The 14,722-nt window shown below is 69.5% G+C and carries 12 protein-coding genes and 1 tRNA gene; 6 read left to right on the top strand and 7 right to left on the bottom strand.

The window, feature by feature from the left end; all coding sequences use genetic code 11:
- Nucleotides 1-24 precede the first annotated feature (24 nt).
- Entirely contained in the window at nucleotides 25-510 is a 486-nt protein-coding gene (locus GDIA_RS05500; RefSeq protein ID WP_012553590.1) for a disulfide bond formation protein B, read from the top strand.
- On the opposite strand, the gene GDIA_RS05495 is transcribed toward GDIA_RS05500, so the two are convergent.
- Nucleotides 464-640, bottom strand: coding sequence for a DUF1328 domain-containing protein (locus tag GDIA_RS05495; protein WP_012223756.1), 177 nt, complete (start codon nucleotides 638-640; stop codon nucleotides 464-466). The two genes, GDIA_RS05500 and GDIA_RS05495, sit on opposite strands and share 47 nt — an antisense overlap.
- 118 nt (nucleotides 641-758) lie before the next feature.
- On the opposite strand from GDIA_RS05495, the gene GDIA_RS05490 reads away from it, so the two are divergent.
- The gene (locus GDIA_RS05490; RefSeq protein WP_144880102.1) at nucleotides 759-2,867 is read left to right on the top strand and encodes an NAD(+) synthase; all 2,109 of its coding nucleotides are present in this window, start codon (nucleotides 759-761) and stop codon (nucleotides 2,865-2,867) included.
- A gap of 18 nt (nucleotides 2,868-2,885) precedes the next feature.
- Here GDIA_RS05490 and GDIA_RS05485 read toward each other — a convergent pair whose 3' ends face one another.
- Nucleotides 2,886-5,747: a glycosyltransferase gene (locus GDIA_RS05485; RefSeq protein ID WP_012553588.1), complete on the bottom strand. Its 2,862-nt coding sequence runs from the start codon at nucleotides 5,745-5,747 to the stop codon at nucleotides 2,886-2,888.
- A gap of 111 nt (nucleotides 5,748-5,858) precedes the next feature.
- On the opposite strand from GDIA_RS05485, the gene GDIA_RS05480 reads away from it, so the two are divergent.
- From GDIA_RS05480 to GDIA_RS05470, 3 genes are all read left to right on the top strand, one after another.
- The gene (locus GDIA_RS05480) at nucleotides 5,859-7,208 is read left to right on the top strand and encodes a beta strand repeat-containing protein (protein WP_012553587.1); all 1,350 of its coding nucleotides are present in this window, start codon (nucleotides 5,859-5,861) and stop codon (nucleotides 7,206-7,208) included.
- A gap of 8 nt (nucleotides 7,209-7,216) precedes the next feature.
- Complete coding sequence (locus GDIA_RS05475; protein WP_012553586.1) at nucleotides 7,217-9,991, top strand: glycosyltransferase; 2,775 nt, start codon at nucleotides 7,217-7,219, stop codon at nucleotides 9,989-9,991.
- A 310-nt stretch (nucleotides 9,992-10,301) separates the two neighbouring features.
- Nucleotides 10,302-10,571: an HU family DNA-binding protein gene (locus tag GDIA_RS05470; protein WP_012223764.1), complete on the top strand. Its 270-nt coding sequence runs from the start codon at nucleotides 10,302-10,304 to the stop codon at nucleotides 10,569-10,571.
- Nucleotides 10,572-10,804: 233 nt separating this feature from the next.
- Here the strand turns inward: GDIA_RS05470 and GDIA_RS05465 are convergent.
- The 5 genes from GDIA_RS05465 to GDIA_RS05445 form a co-directional block, all read right to left on the bottom strand.
- Nucleotides 10,805-10,879: transfer RNA gene (locus GDIA_RS05465), tRNA-Gln, on the bottom strand.
- A gap of 84 nt (nucleotides 10,880-10,963) precedes the next feature.
- A complete protein-coding gene (locus GDIA_RS05460; RefSeq protein ID WP_012553585.1) occupies nucleotides 10,964-11,614 on the bottom strand; it encodes a TetR family transcriptional regulator in 651 nt (216 codons plus the stop codon).
- Nucleotides 11,615-11,716: 102 nt separating this feature from the next.
- Entirely contained in the window at nucleotides 11,717-12,538 is an 822-nt protein-coding gene (proC, locus tag GDIA_RS05455; protein WP_012553584.1) for a pyrroline-5-carboxylate reductase, read from the bottom strand.
- Entirely contained in the window at nucleotides 12,535-13,038 is a 504-nt protein-coding gene (locus tag GDIA_RS05450; RefSeq protein WP_012553583.1) for a type III secretion system chaperone family protein, read from the bottom strand. The genes proC and GDIA_RS05450 overlap by 4 nt, the downstream gene beginning before the upstream one ends.
- A gap of 202 nt (nucleotides 13,039-13,240) precedes the next feature.
- On the bottom strand, nucleotides 13,241-13,564 hold the full coding sequence (locus GDIA_RS05445; RefSeq protein ID WP_012223772.1) for an accessory factor UbiK family protein: 324 nt from the start codon (nucleotides 13,562-13,564) through the stop codon (nucleotides 13,241-13,243).
- 166 nt (nucleotides 13,565-13,730) lie between these two features.
- Here GDIA_RS05445 and rfaD point away from each other — a divergent pair, with 166 nt between their 5' ends.
- A complete protein-coding gene (gene rfaD, locus GDIA_RS05440; protein WP_012553582.1) occupies nucleotides 13,731-14,708 on the top strand; it encodes an ADP-glyceromanno-heptose 6-epimerase in 978 nt (325 codons plus the stop codon).
- The last annotated feature ends 14 nt before the right edge of the window (nucleotides 14,709-14,722 follow it).

Genomic DNA, 14,722 nt, shown 5'->3' with positions numbered 1-14,722 from the left:
GGGCGGCCGGGCGCAGGGCCCGGCATGGGCACGGCCCTGGTTCTGGCTGCCGCCGGCGCGATCGCGCTGGGTATCGCGGCATGGGCCGAGCACGGGCTGGGGATGGTGCCGTGCGGGTTGTGCCTGTGGGAGCGCTGGCCGTACCGGGTTCTGCTGGGGCTGGGAGTGATCGCGGCCCTGGTGCGCGGCCGGCTGCGGCAGGCCGTGCTGTGGCTGGGCGTGCCCGTGCTGCTGGCGGCGATCGGCCTGTCGCTGGTCCATGTCGGGGTGGAGCAGGGCTGGTGGCCCAGCCCGCTGCCGGAATGCCAGGCGCCGGTCTTTCATGGCGGCACGTTCGCCGAACGGCTGGCCGCCATGCCCCTGCGCCCGGCCAAGCCCTGCGACGCGCCGGCCTACCTGGCCGGCGCGCTGCCGCTGTCCATGGCGGCGCTGGACGGGCTGTACGCGGGGGTGGTGTTGGTGGTCACAATGTTCTGCCTCGCCCTCGGCCGAAGAACAGGCCGACGATGAACAGGACAAGAAAGATGAAGAACAGGATCTTGCCGATATAGGCGAAGTTCGACGCGATGCCGCCGAAGCCAAGTGCCGCCGACAGCAATGCGAGAACGAGGAAGATCAGCGTCCAGCGTAACAGGTCCATGGAGATATCCTCCTCCGGGTCATGTGTATGGACCGTCCGGTCCATGGGGGTTTCAATGCGTGGCGCACCCTATGGTTGCGTCGGCGGGTTGCCGGGGCAGGGCGCCGGGTCGCCTGCCATGGATGTCAAACGAGCGTGGTCGGGTGATCCGCTCCAGCCGGGTGATCGTATCGTGGCGGATTTTCGCTCCCTCTATCGTCATGGTTTCGCGCGGGTCGCCGGTTGCACCCTGCCGGTGGCACTGGCCGATCCGGCGACCAACGTCGCGCGGATGGCCGACATGGTCCGGGCCTGCCATGCGGACGGCGTGGCGCTGGCGGTGTTTCCCGAACTGGGCGTGTCGGGCTACACGATCGAGGACCTGCGCCAGCAGGACGTGCTGCTGGACGGGGTAGGCGCCGCCCTGGCCGCCCTGGCCGCCGCGACGGCGGACCTTGTGCCGGTTGTCGTGGCGGGCGCGCCGCTGCGCCATGGCGACGCGCTGTACAACTGCGCCGTCATCCTGCATCGCGGCACGGTGCTGGGCGTGGTGCCCAAGAGCTACCTGCCCAACTATCGCGAATTCTACGAGGCCCGGCAGTTCGCGCCCGGCGCCGGCCTGCGCGGCCAGACGATCCATGTCGCGGGCCAGACCGCGCCCTTCGGCACCGACCTGCTGTTCGAGGCCGAGGACGTGCCCGGCCTGGTGATCGCGATCGAGATCTGCGAGGATCTGTGGGTTCCCGCGCCGCCCAGCACCGATGCGGCGCTGGCGGGGGCCACGGTGATCGCCAACCCGTCGGCCAGCGACATCACGGTGGGCAAGGCGGATACGCGGGACCTGCTCTGTCGCTCGCAATCCGCGCGCGCGCTCTGCGCCTATGTCTACGCCGCGGCGGGCGAGGGGGAATCGACCACCGACCTGGCATGGGACGGCCAGGTCTCGGTCTACGAGAACGGCGCGCTGCTGGCCGAGACGGTGCGTTTTCCCCAGGGTCCGAACCGGGCGACAGCCGATATCGACCTGGACCTGCTGCGGCAGGAGCGCGCCCGCATGGGCAGCTTCGCCGACAACCGCGCCGCCCGGGGCCTTCACGCGACAGGGGGCGATACGGGATGGCGGCGCGTCGGCTTCGCCCTGGCGCCCCCGCCGGGGGATCTGGGGTTGATGCGGCGGATCGAACGATTCCCCTTCGTCCCCGCCGACCCCGCGCGGCTGGAGCAGGATTGCTATGAAGCGTGGACCATCCAGGTTTCGGCGCTGAAGCAGCGACTGCAGGCCACGGGGACGCGCCGGATGGTGATCGGCGTCTCCGGCGGGCTGGATTCCACCCAGGCGCTGCTGGTGGCCGTCCGCGCGGCGGACGAACTGGGCCTGGGTCGTGACGCGGTGCTGGCCTATACCATGCCGGGATTCGGCACCAGCGCGGGCACGCAGTCCAATGCCATGGCGCTGATGCAGGCGCTGGGCGTGACGGCGGCGGAACTGGATATCCGGCCGACCGCGCGGATGATGCTGGAACAGATGGGTCATCCCTTCGCCAGCGGCGTGCCGCAATACGACGTCACGTTCGAGAACGTGCAGGCGGGATTGCGGACCGACTTCCTGTTCCGCCTGGCCAACCAGCATGGCGGCATCGTGATCGGCACCGGCGACCTGTCGGAACTGGCGCTGGGCTGGTGTACCTATGGCGTGGGCGACCAGATGTCGCATTACAACGTCAATGCCGGGCTGCCGAAGACGCTGATCCAGCATCTGATCCGCTGGGTCATTTCGGCGCGGCGGGTGGATGATGACGCGGCCGGCGTGCTGGCGTCCATCCTGGACACCGAGATTTCGCCCGAACTGGTGCCGGCGGGCGAGGACCAGGCGCTGCAGAGCACGGAGGAACGGATCGGTCCCTACGCGCTGCAGGATTTCACGCTGTTCTATGTCCTGCGCCACGGCTTCCGGCCCTCCCGCATCGCCTTCATGGCCGAAATCGCGTGGAAGGACGCCGGAATCGGGGCCTGGCCGCCCGGTTTTCCGGCCGACCGACGGGTGGAATACGACCTGCCGACCATCCGGCACTGGCTGTCGGTGTTCCTGACGCGCTTTTTCGGGTTCAGCCAGTTCAAGCGCTCGGCGATGCCGAATGGGCCCAAGGTGGTGGCCGGCGGTGCCCTCTCGCCGCGTGGCGACTGGCGCGCGCCCTCCGACGGCAATGCCAGGCTATGGCTGGAAGAGTTGGAAAGAAACGTCCCCTGATCCCGCCCGTCGGCCTGCTCATGAACGCGCACGTGTCTCGGGGGCCGTCAGGCGAATCCAGGGATGGCGGTCTCGCAGCAGCGTGACTACCGCGTCCTTGTGGTGCGGCCGTTCGGTCAGCGTGTCGGTCATGGCCGTGTCATGCACGCGGTATTCGGCCAGGATTTCGGGCACCTGGGTACCGGCGATGCCCAGTTCTGCCAGGGTGCACCACAGGTCGTAATCCTCCCACCCCATGGCGTCGCGCCGCACGTAATAGCCGCCGGCGGCGGCCCAAGCCCATTTGGCCACCAGCGCCATGGCGTCGATGGTATTGCCGCCGACCAGTCGCCCGGGATGGAACGGGGTATCGCCCATCACGCTGGCCTCGCGCCCGAACTGGCGGATCAGGGGATAGGCATAGCCCGCTCTTTCCGCCGCGATGGCGGCCAGCAAGCGGGCGCAGGCATCGGGCAGCAGGCGGTTGTCGGCGTCCAGTTGCAGGACATAGGGGGTTTCGGCCGCCGCCATGCCGATATTGCGCGCGCCGCCCAGCCCGGCATTGCGCCGGGCGCGCAGGATCAGCAGCCGGTTGAACCGTGCGCCATGCCGGGCCGCCCAGCCCGTCAGCAGCGACGGAGTATCGTCGGTCGAGGCATCATCGACCACGATCAGGTCCAGCGGGTCGAGCGTCTGGCGGCGGACGGAGTCCAGGGCCTCGATGACGTGGCCGGCATAATTATACGCGGTCACGACGACCGTGACGGCGGCGTCCTGCAGATGGTCCTGGGTGAACAGGACCGTGCTGTCGGGGATCCGGGGAATGGCGCGGACGCGGAAGGCGCCGCGTGCCAGGGCGGTGGCGCCGGCCCGTGCCGCTGCCCGCGCATCGCCCAGCCCGGCGATGGCCGGCCCCAGCAGGGCGGCCTGTCGCTGGGGGCCGTATTCCCACAGCACCGTGTGCAGCGCGTCGCGCGCCATGCGGCGGCGCAGGGCGGGGTCGTCCACCAGACGCAGCAGCGCGCTTTCCCATTCCGCCGCACCGTCCGCCAGCAGGCCGGTCACGCCCGGCCGGATGGCGGCGCGAAACGGCGCGGTGGGCGAGGCGACGGTACAGACGCCGGCCAGCGCGGCCTCGAAGAATTTCAGTTCGCTCTTGGCCTCGCAGAACGGATTGCCGTCCTCCAACGGGGCAATCGAGATGTCCAGCCGCGCCAGTTCGTCCGGCAGCGCGTCCAGCGTCACCATGTCGCGCCATTCGATCTGCGCCGACCGCGCGTGCAGGTCGGGAAATTCCTCGATCAGCAGCAGGGGGCGCCCTCCGCCGGGTTCGCGGAACAGGACCAGGCGCACCTGCGCCCGTCGGTCCATGACCCGCAGCAGGCCGGGCAGGGCACGGGCGAAGTCGCGCTGGTGGGTGCGCGATCCGGTGGCATAGCCTATCCGCACGACGTCATCCGCCGCGTCGGGCGCGGCCAGCGCCCGCCGGCGGACGGCGTGGCGTGCACGCTGCAGCGTCGCGTTATCGAAGGTGTTCGGCAGCACCAGCGTCAGCTTCAGGAAGGGGCGCATCCAGTCGGCCAGCGTATCGGTGGTGGCCAGGCCGAGGTCGCACTGGCGCATGGTGCGCTGCATGTCGGCATACATCCGTTCGATCCGCGCCACGGGGGCCGGACTGACGCGGATTCCGTCGATCAGGTCGGTGCGCGCCAGGGCGGGTTCGAACACGATGTCATCGGCATCGAAGGCCAGCACGGCGCCGCGCGCCCGGGCCAGGCCCAGCAAGGTGTCGACATGGCCGCTATATTCCACGCGCCACAGCACGACCATGTCGGCCCATGCGATGTCGTCCGGCCCGACCGCCGCGCAGTCCCTGCACCGGGTCGCGTATCCGGCGGCGGCGCAGGCGGCGGCGTTGCGCGTGACGCGGTAGGTCGTGCCGGGGGTGCCCGGTTCGCCGGATACGAACAGGACCGTGCGGATCGTGCGGTCGGCGCTTGCAGGGGCAGGGGTAGCAGGCCCCCGGATCAGCCTGCGGGCAAGGCGACGCCACCGGGATGGTCCCTTCGGCGGCGGTGCGGCCGGCGTGACGGGGACGGGCGGCGCGGCCGGGGGGGACGACCCCTGCCGGTTCGCATCCTGCCCGGCGGCATCCTGATGGTTCAGGGCCAGCCGCATCTCCATGGCATCCAGCCGCAGATGACTGAGCGCCTGCCGGGTCCGGTCCAGTTCCGCCTGCGTGTCGGCCAGGGCGCGGCGGGCGGCCCAATGCGCGCCGATCGCGGCGAAGCGGGCGGCCAGGTTGGCTGCCGTGCCGTCGTCGGAACGATTCAGCATCGCGCACAGGCTGGCCACGGAGCCCCCGCGACACGCGCCCCCTACCAGCACGCCCAGTCCGCGCCCCAGATTCAGGGTCGCCATGGAAAGGTCGTCCCAGCCGCCGCTATCCAGGCCGTGCAGCACGACAATGCCCCCCTGGCCCAGCAGCTGGAGCATCTGGTCGGGCGTCGGTGCCAGGGCGGCATCCGGCGTGCTGGCCGGCGGAAGATCCAGCCATAGCAGGTCGAATCCGGCAGGCGGCGGCTGGAACGGCAGGGCGCGGATGTCCGCCGGCAGGCGCATCCGGTGCGCCACGTCCGCCATCAGGGCCGCGATCGCCTTCCGGGCCGGCATCAGGCCGATGCGGCGGGGCCGGGCCAGCGTGACGATCCAGCCCAGGAACGGCAGCACCGCGTTGATGGCGGGATCGGGGTCCAGTTCGGGCGGCACCAGGAAATAGGGATCGAGCGCGTCGCGGCCCATCAGGCGAAGCCCTTCGGGCAGCGGGCAGGGCGAAAGCCGTTCGTCAGCGTCCATCGGGATGTCGGTCGTCCATTCTGCCAGGAGGAGGTCACGCGTCATTTTGTGATCCTGGCAGCGGGGATATTAATATTTTGGGAAGATCTCCCCGCTTTCATGGCGCTGTCGTTCCGGCCGGACGGGCAGCCGGGCAGCGGGTGAGGAGCACAGCACGTGGCTATTGTAACCGTAATGGGTGCGTCGGGTGCCAGCGTCAACGTGACGGTCGATGGCGGTGACACGCTGGCCCTGGCCAACGCCTATGCCAGGACATTGCAGGACACCGCCGCGGGCAAGAGCTTCGCGACCCTGCAAAGCGGGATCAATATAGCCGGCGGCGGAAATGCGGCGGCCGTGATCACGGTCGGTGGCGCCTATGCCCTGGAAGGGGCGTACGTGAACATCGTGGCCGGCGCCCTGTCGCAGGGAATGTCGGGCAATATCCTGACGTCGCATGTGGATATCAGCACGCTTGGCGTCACGACGCCGGTCGATGTCATCGCGGGCACGACGGGGGGGACCACATTCCTGGGCGGCGACGCGGGCGGCAGTTTCCTGGCGACGGCGGGCGACAATGTCGTGATCGGCACCGACGGTGACTTCACCATCGATACCGCGGCCGGCAATGACCTGATCGACACCGGCAGCGGCAACGATACCGTGAATGCCGGATCGGGCGACAACCAGATCTATCTGGGCAGCGGGTCGAATTCGGTGGCGTCGATGGGGCAGGATACCATTGTCGGCGACACCGGCACGCAGGCGGTGACCATCTATGGCGGCAATTCGCTGATCGTGCTGGGCGACGCTGCCGCGATCACCGACCAGGCGGCCGGAAGCACCATTTCCGTGGGCGGCGGCAGCACCGTGTCGGGCGGAACGCAGGACCTGGTCAATTTCACCGGCGCGACCGGCACGATCTCCGGCGCGGTGGCGGATACGATTTCGGCGGCCGGCGACCTGCAGGTCCGCATGGGCGTGGGCAACAGCATCAGCGTGACGGGCAGCCTGACCTTCCTGAACGGCACGGGCATGACCACCGTGACGGCGGCGCAGGCCACGATCTTCGGCGGCGCGGACCTGGACATGACGGTCAATGCATCCGGCCGGACCCTGTTCGTCGCCAACACGGGCAACGAAACGCTGGACGGGGCGGCATCCAGCATGCCCCTGCATGCCTTCGCCGATGGAGGGGACGCGACCTTCATCGGCGGGGCCGGCAACGATACGCTGGTCGGCGGCACGGGCAGCGCCACGATGACCGGCGGCGCGGGCGACAACCTGTTCGCCTTCACCAAGGGACCCAGCAGCGGCGGTGACAACGTGATCACCGATTTCGGCAGTTCGGCGGGCAATCTCGCCGCACTGTACCAATATGGTTACCAAAACGGCAACGGCCTGCAGGCCGTGCTGGATTCCGCGACCGTGGCGGGCGGCAACAGCACCATCCAGTTGAGTGACAGCACGAAGATCACCTTCATGGGGGTCACCGACCTGAAGGCCAGCGACTTCACCCTGAGCTGACCGGGCGGATGAACCGGATCGCGCCCCGGCCCCGATCGGCGCCGGACGACAGGGACCTGGACCGCGCCGGCGCACGGTTGCAGGCCGCGCGCGCCACCGGCCTGCAGGCGGAATGCGACCAGTTGCGCCGGGCGCTGGCGCTGCAGGATCGCGCGCTGTCGGGTCGGGTGCTGCGGATCGTCCGTGCCATCCGGGCGGCGATGCGGGGGCGCGACCCGTTCGGGCGTCCGCTGGGCGTCGCCGCCGCCGCGCTGTGGCGAAAGACGCGGCGGGACGGCGTCGTGTCCGCCGCCCGCCTTGTGGCGCGCGTGTTGTCGCCGCCTCCGGACGGCGGGGCGGATGGACCGGTGTCCAGCCACGATGCGTATGCCATGGCTGCCGGGCCGGCGGACTGGACGCCGCAGATCCTGATCATCGCGGAACTCAGCCTGGCCCAATGTGCGAAATATCGTGTGTGGCAAAGGGTCGAACAGGTGCGGCACCTGGGATGGACCTGCCGCGTGGTGGACTGGCGCGACACCGGCGAGGCGCTGACCGCGCTGCAATTCTGCACGCGCGTCGTCTTCTACCGGGTTCCGGCCTTTGCCTCGGTCAGGATGCTGCTGGCCGAAACACGACGTCTGTCGGTGCCGTCATGGTGGGAAGTCGATGACCTGATCTTCGATCGGACGCTGTATTTTCAGAACAACAACCTGGCGGCGTTGCCCGAGGCCGAACGTGCCGGGCTTCTGTCCGGGGTCAGGCTGTTCCGGACCTGCATGCTGTCCTGCGATCGCGGCATCGCCTCGACCCCGGTGCTGGCGCGGGCGATGCGCGAGGCCGGCCTGCCGGCGGCGTCGGTCATCGAAAATGCGCTGGACGAGGAAACGCTGGCTGCCGCGGCTCTGGCCCGCGCCCGGGCAGCGGCGGGGCACGGGGCGGCTGACGGGACGGTGGTCATCGTCTACGGGTCCGGTACCCGCACCCATGACGCCGATTTTCGCGTGGCGGTGCCGGGCCTGGTCGCGGCGATGGCGGCGGACGCGCGGCTGCGTCTGTGGATCGTGGGCGAACTGCAGGTGCCCCGCGCCCTGCAGGCGCTGGGCACACGGGTGGTCGTCCTGCCCCTCCGTCCCTATGCGGAGTACCTGGCGCTGATGGCGCGCGCGGATATCGTCATCGCCCCGCTGGAAGACAGCGTCTTCAATGATGCCAAGAGCAACATCAAATATCTGGAAGCCGCCAGTCTGGGCCTGCCGTCGGTCTGTTCGCCCCGCCGGGCGTTCGCGGACGTGATCGTGGATGGAACGACCGGCTATCTGGCCGCCACGGATGCCGACTGGACGCGGGCCCTGCTGCTGCTGTCGGGCGATGCGACGCTGCGCCGTCAGGTCGGGCGGCGGGCCCTGGCCGACATCCTGGACCGCTATGCCCTGGCCCATATGGCCGAACGGCAGGTGGCGGCGGTGTTCGGCCGTCCGGCCGTGCCGGCCCTGAATCCGGCTATGAAACCAGCCATGAAACCGGTCGGGGGCGCGGTCACGGGCAGGCGGCTGCGGGTGCTGTGCGTGAATGTCTATTACCCGCCGCGCGCCTTCGGCGGAGCCACGCATGTGGCGGTGGAAATGGCCCAGCGGCTGCAGGCCGGCGGCCAGGCCGACATCGCGGTGCTGACCACGCGCCCGGCGGAACCGGGGCGCCCGGCCTCGGCCCTGCGCTACCGGCACCGTGGGGTGCCGGTGGTCGCGCTGGACGTGCCGGCGGAGCATGACGGACTCGCGATGTTCCACAACCCCGCGGCGGCTGCGATCTTTGCCGATTATGTCGCGGCTTTTCGCCCGGACGTGGTGCATGTCCATGCTCCGCAGGGGCTGGGGGTCGGGCTGCTGGATGTCTGCCGGCACCAGGGGATTCCCTATGTGCTGACATTGCATGATGCGTGGTGGCTGTGCGACCGGCAGTTCATGGTGCGCGAGGACGGCCAGTTCTGCGGGCAGGAACGGATCGATCCGCGCACCTGCCAGCGGTGCCGCCCGCAGGCCCGCTACCTGGCCGACCGGGCGGTGCTGGCGGGGGCCGGCCTGCGCGATGCGGCGCTGCTGCTCAGCCCCAGTGCCGCGCATCGCCGGCTGCACATCGCCAACGGCGTCGATCCGGCGCGGATCGTGGTGCATCGCAACGGATTTCGCTGGCCGAAGCGCCCGCGCACGCCTGTGGCTCCCGGCGGCCGTGCCCTGCGGTTCGGCTATGTCGGGGGCAGCGACGCGGTCAAGGGGTATCCGGTGATCCGCGCGGCGTTCGAGGGGCTGGCGCGTGCCGACTGGGTCCTGCGCCTGGTGGACAACAAGACGGCGCTTGGCCTGCGATCCATCGAAGTCGGCGACTGGCGGGTACAGGGCAAGCTGGAGGTTCTTCCGGCCTATGACGGCGAGACGGTCGATGCGTTCTTCGATTCCATCGACGTTCTGCTGTTTCCCTCGCGCTGGCCGGAAAGTTACGGCCTGACGGTGCGCGAGGCCCTGGCCCGCGACGTCTGGGTCGTCGCATCCGCGCCCGGCGGCCAGGCGGAGGATATCGTACCCGGGGTGAACGGCACATTGATCGGCCTGTCGGCGCCGGCATCCGATCTGGCGGCGGCGGTGACGGACCTGCTGGACCGCCCGGATCGCCTGGCCGGTTATGTCAATCCGTGCAAGGACCGGCTGGCGACATGGGACGGGCAGGCGCGCGAACTGCTCGATCTGCTGCGCGCGGCATCGGGATGGGTGCAGGCGGGCGACGATCCCGCCACCGCGTGTGGCTGAGCGGCCGCAAGAGACGTCGCCGCTGACCCCTTCCGGCACCGCGCCATGCGCCCACGCCCCCACCATTCCGGCAATGGTGCGCGTCCGTTACAATTATCCACGGCTTGCCCAGTTTCCCCTGAAATCGGTGGTTTTCGGGAAGAGATGACGCTTTTGCAGTCCGCGTCAGCAACATTATCCATGCCTGGAAGAATTTTCTGGCGTAAGATTTAACCGCGCGCTAAAAGCCGCGACCGCTGAGGCACGATGTCGTGACGGACCGGCCCGCCACGATTTTTTTCCCATGTCCGGACAGGAGTGAACAGAGCCCATGAGCAAAGCCTTCATCGCCGCGGTTATCCAGGATTCGATCGATTGCACCGGTGTTGCCGCCAACCAGGCCGCCTCTGACCTGATCGCCGCCATCGTCCGCGAAATGAAGAAGGAAGGCGGCTTTACCCTGCCGTCGTTCGGGACGTTCACGGTCAAGAAGACCAAGGCCCGCAAGGCGCTCAACCCCCGCACCGGCGAGCCGGTGAAGGTCAAGGCCGGCAAGACGGTGCGCTTCAAGGCCAGCCCGAACCTGAAGAAGGCGGTCTGACGTCATTCCACCCGCGGCCCGTCACCTGGCCGCGGGTGCTGCCCGCAGGGGCGGGTCGAAAAACGCAGTCCGTATCGGAAGGACTCCTCGCCGGGGCGTCCGTGCGCTCTTTTGCCTGGACTGTGCCGTGCGGGACGGATTTGCGAAATCTCGTGGCGCAACCGTGTGGCATGGCAATCCGTGCTGACAGTACGGTGTATGTCGGCACGGCGTTCCGACTAACCGGGAAACCATGGCTGGGGCGGGAGGGATCGAACCTCCGAATGGCGGAATCAAAATCCGCTGCCTTACCGCTTGGCTACGCCCCATCACGTCGAATCGCCTCGGTTCCGTCCTTCTAATGTCTTCGACGGGGTGGCGTAAAGGGGGCATCTGCCCCCGAATGCTCCGCCTCAGAACGGTTCCGGCTCGGCGTCCCGCGTCAGGTCGACCGACAGGTCGATATCGCCTTCGTCCGGCGGCAGGGACGGTGCGGCCGATCCACGCCGTTCCAGCAGGTCGCCCAGCCGGGCCGCGCGGTCCAGGGCCTGGTCCAGCGCGGCCATGGTGCGGGACAGGTCCTCGCTGTCGTCGTTGTCCCAGGCCCGCAGGGCATAGGTCCAGACGCCGACCAGTCCCTGGACCCGCAGCGTGCCGGCAATGCCCGACACGTCCAGCCCGGCCGCGCCGGCCATCCAGCGCATGCTTTCCACCGTGGCCGCGCCCAGGACCAGCGCCGTCGCGGGGTCGAAGGGCAGGGCGCGCATCACCGCGCGCACGCCGGCCCGATATTGCTGCAGCACATCGAAACGGCGCATCAGCAGGTCGAACAGCTTTTCGCGTACCGTACCGGTGCTGCCGTCATCGACCAGGGCCGATTCGTCCGCCAGCCGTCCCAGCTTCAGCAGGATGGCGGCCTTCAGCGGAAAGCGCCGGCGCGCGTCGTCCAGCGGAATGCCCGCGTCACGCGCGGCATCGACCACGGTCAGGCGCCCCCATCCGTACAGGGCGGCGCGATCCATGGCGGCGCGGAGCAGGGCATCGTCGAACTGGTCGTTGTCCATGGGTTTTCTGACGTGTCTTCTGGTCTGTGGCGTCGTCCGGCCGATCCGGACATGCTTGGTCCGTATTGCGGTTAAATTACGTCGGGACGGTGTGCAAGTTCGTCAGGACGCGAGTTCGTGCGCGCGCAGGGTGGCGGCGCGGATGGCGGCGTCCATCGCGGCGGGCCATGCCTCGGGCTCCATCAGGACCGCCAGGGCCTGCTGGGTGGTGCCGCCCGGGCTGGTCACGCGGCGGCGCAGTTCGGCGGCATCCACGCCCGACTGTTCCATCAGCGCGCCGGCACCCGACACCGTGCGCCGGGCGATCCGCCGGGCCAGGTCGGGCGGCAGGCCCTGGGCGACGGCCGCCTGTTCCATCAGTTCGGCCAGCAGGAAGACATAGGCCGGGCCGCTGCCGGATACCGCGGTCACGGCATCCATCTGTTCCTCATGCTCGACCCAGGCGGTATCGCCGACCGCCGACAGCACCCGCCCGCACAGCGCGCGTTCGGCCTCGGTCGCGGCGGGGGGGGCATAGCAGACCGTCATGCCCTGGCCGATGGCGGCCGGCGTGTTGGGCATGGCGCGAATGACGACGGCGCCGGGCGCCCCGGCATCGGCCAGGGATGCCGCCAGGCCGCCGACCGTCTTGCCGGCCATGACCGACAGGACCGGCGCGCGGCGGGCGAACCGCGCGATGTCCGGGATCACGGCAGCCGCCTTCTGCGGCTTGGTGGCCAGGACGATCAGCGCCGGGGTGAAATCATCCGGCAGGTCTGCCGCCTGCCGGACGATTCGATGCGGGGCCGGACCGTCGGCGCGATGCCGGTCGAGGATGACCGACGGGGCCAGCCCGTCGGCCAGCCAGCCGGCCAGCATCGCGCTGCCCATCTGCCCGCACCCCATCAGCAGCAGGGGCGGAATAGGCCCGGCCGGCTGGGTCATGCCTCGCCCGCGCAGTCCAGCATGGCGGCTTCCAGCGCCTCGGCCGGCGTCTTGCCGCCCCACAGGACGAACTGGAACGCGGGATAGAACCGCTCGCACTCCGTGATGGCGATGTCGATCATGTCCTCCAGGCTTTCCATCGACGCGCCGGGGGCGCCGCGCAGCAGCACCGCGTGGCGGAACAGCGGCATGCCGCTTTCCAGGTCCATGCCGAAATGGCCGATCCACAGCCGTTCGTTCGCCAGGGCCACCAGTTCGAACAGCGCCCGGCGCTGCTGGGGCGGGACCTTCAGGTCGAACGTGCAGGTGAAATGCATCGCGCTGACTTCGCGCGACCAGGAGAAATACAGGCCGTAATCGCACCATTTCCCCGGGGCCTCGGCGGCCATTTCGGAATCGTTTCGGCGTTCGAACGCCCATTCATATCCGCCGACGATCTGCTCCATGAGATCGAGCGGGTTCGAGTCCTGGGAGGGAGAGGAGAGCGTGAGGGCAGGCATGTGGGACTCCCCTAAGCCGTGGAGGGAGGGGGCCGGCGTCGCGCGCCGGACCCCGAACGTCTGCGAGGCGGACCGTTCGCCGTTCCCGCCACGGGTGGGAACGCGGCCACGCCCCAACCCTATGGGCGGTGCGGGCATGCTGGCAAGGGCCGCGCGCATGCCACGGCCGCCTGGCGTGGATTTTCGCGCGTTTCGCGGCGTGTCAGAACGGGCCGGCGGCGTCGTCCGGGCGCCCGTACTGCGCCGCGTCCTCCGGCGCCACGCCGGCACGGGCCTCCAGCGCCGCGATTCGCGCCTCCAGGGCGGACAGGCGGACGTCGGCGTCCTCCTGCGCCGTGCGGGCACGGCTGGCCAGTTCGCGCACGACCTCGAAATCCTCGCGCCGGACCAGGTTCAGCGTCGACAGGACCTCGTCCACCCGGGCGCGCACGATGGCGCCGACCTCCTCGCGCACACCGGCCAGGGCGGAAAACGCGCCGCCGGCGACACCGGCGAGATCATCGAAAAAGCGTGGCCTGTCGGACATGGCGGGTCCTCCTGTTCGGGGGCGGGTTCTGGTACCGGGGCCGCCGTAGCATGGCGGGCCGACCGGGTCGATGCACAGCATATAGACAGTCCCGCCCCCGAAGACCATGCGCCTGCGCATTTCGGGGGCGGGACAGGGGGCGCGATCTGCTCTATAGAACGGGCTCATGATCATCATCACCGGCGGGGCCGGCTTCATCGGATCGTGCCTGCAGGCGGCGCTTCAGGCGCGGGGCGAGCAGACGGTCGTCGTCGACTGGCTGGGCAGCCAGGGCAAGTGGCGCAACATCGCGCGCCACCCGCCCGACCACCTGCTGACGCCCGAGGCACTGGACGATTTCCTGGCCGGCCGGCCCGCCGTGTCCGCCATCCTGCATATGGGCGCGATCAGCGAGACGACGGCCTGTGACGGCGACCTGGCCTGGCGCACCAATGTCGACCTGTCGGCGCGGCTGTGGGCGTGGTGCGCGCGGCATGGCGTGCGCTTCATCTACGCGTCCTCGGCCGCGACCTATGGCGCGGCCGGGGACGAATCGTTTTCCGACGATCCCGCGGGGCTGGAGGCATTGCGGCCGCTGAACCTGTACGGCTGGTCGAAGCATGTGTTCGACCGGCAGGTCGTGGCCGGCCTGGCCCGCGGCGCGTCGTCGCCGCCGCAATGGGCGGGACTGAAATTCTTCAACGTCTATGGCCCGAACGAATATCACAAGGGCCCGATGGTCTCGGTCGTGAAGGTCAAGTACGACGAGGTCCGCCGGGGCCAGCCGGCGCGGCTGTTCCGCTCGGACGTTCCCGGCCTGGCCGATGGGGCGCAGGCGCGGGATTTCATCTGGGTCGGCGACGTGGTGGACGTGACGCTGTGGCTGCTGGACAGCCCGCATGTCAGCGGCCTGTTCAATTGCGGCACCGGGGTCGCGCGCAGCTACCTGGACCTGGCCCATGCGGTCTGCGACGCCGCCGGCCGGCCGCGCCAGGTCGAATTCGTCGACATGCCTGACGCGCTGCGCGGCCATTACCAGTCCTATACCCGCGCCGACATGACGCGGCTGCGCCAGGCGGGATATGCCCGGCCCTTCACGTCGCTGGAAGACGGCATCCGTCGCTACGTCCAGGATTACCTGGCCACCGACGACGCCTACCTGTAACGCGCGCCCCGGTC

It is taken from the genome of Gluconacetobacter diazotrophicus PA1 5 (genome assembly GCF_000021325.1).
GTDB lineage: Bacteria > Pseudomonadota > Alphaproteobacteria > Acetobacterales > Acetobacteraceae > Gluconacetobacter > Gluconacetobacter diazotrophicus.
This window is presented reverse-complemented; position numbering and strand designations above follow the sequence as displayed.

What these genes read in the sequence shown, in the direction of transcription:
- GDIA_RS05450 (WP_012553583.1), bottom strand. Translation starts at nt 13,038, where the DNA reads ATGCCTGCCCTCACGCTCTCCTCTCCCTCCCAGGACTCGAACCCGCTC.
- GDIA_RS05490 (WP_144880102.1), top strand. Translation starts at nt 759, where the DNA reads ATGGATGTCAAACGAGCGTGGTCGGGTGATCCGCTCCAGCCGGGTGAT.
- GDIA_RS05445 (WP_012223772.1), bottom strand. Translation starts at nt 13,564, where the DNA reads ATGTCCGACAGGCCACGCTTTTTCGATGATCTCGCCGGTGTCGCCGGC.
- GDIA_RS05500 (WP_012553590.1), top strand. Translation starts at nt 25, where the DNA reads ATGGGCACGGCCCTGGTTCTGGCTGCCGCCGGCGCGATCGCGCTGGGT.
- GDIA_RS05460 (WP_012553585.1), bottom strand. Translation starts at nt 11,614, where the DNA reads ATGGACAACGACCAGTTCGACGATGCCCTGCTCCGCGCCGCCATGGAT.
- proC (WP_012553584.1), bottom strand. Translation starts at nt 12,538, where the DNA reads ATGACCCAGCCGGCCGGGCCTATTCCGCCCCTGCTGCTGATGGGGTGC.
- rfaD (WP_012553582.1), top strand. Translation starts at nt 13,731, where the DNA reads ATGATCATCATCACCGGCGGGGCCGGCTTCATCGGATCGTGCCTGCAG.
- GDIA_RS05470 (WP_012223764.1), top strand. Translation starts at nt 10,302, where the DNA reads ATGAGCAAAGCCTTCATCGCCGCGGTTATCCAGGATTCGATCGATTGC.
- GDIA_RS05495 (WP_012223756.1), bottom strand. Translation starts at nt 640, where the DNA reads ATGGACCTGTTACGCTGGACGCTGATCTTCCTCGTTCTCGCATTGCTG.
- GDIA_RS05485 (WP_012553588.1), bottom strand. Translation starts at nt 5,747, where the DNA reads ATGACGCGTGACCTCCTCCTGGCAGAATGGACGACCGACATCCCGATG.
- GDIA_RS05475 (WP_012553586.1), top strand. Translation starts at nt 7,217, where the DNA reads ATGAACCGGATCGCGCCCCGGCCCCGATCGGCGCCGGACGACAGGGAC.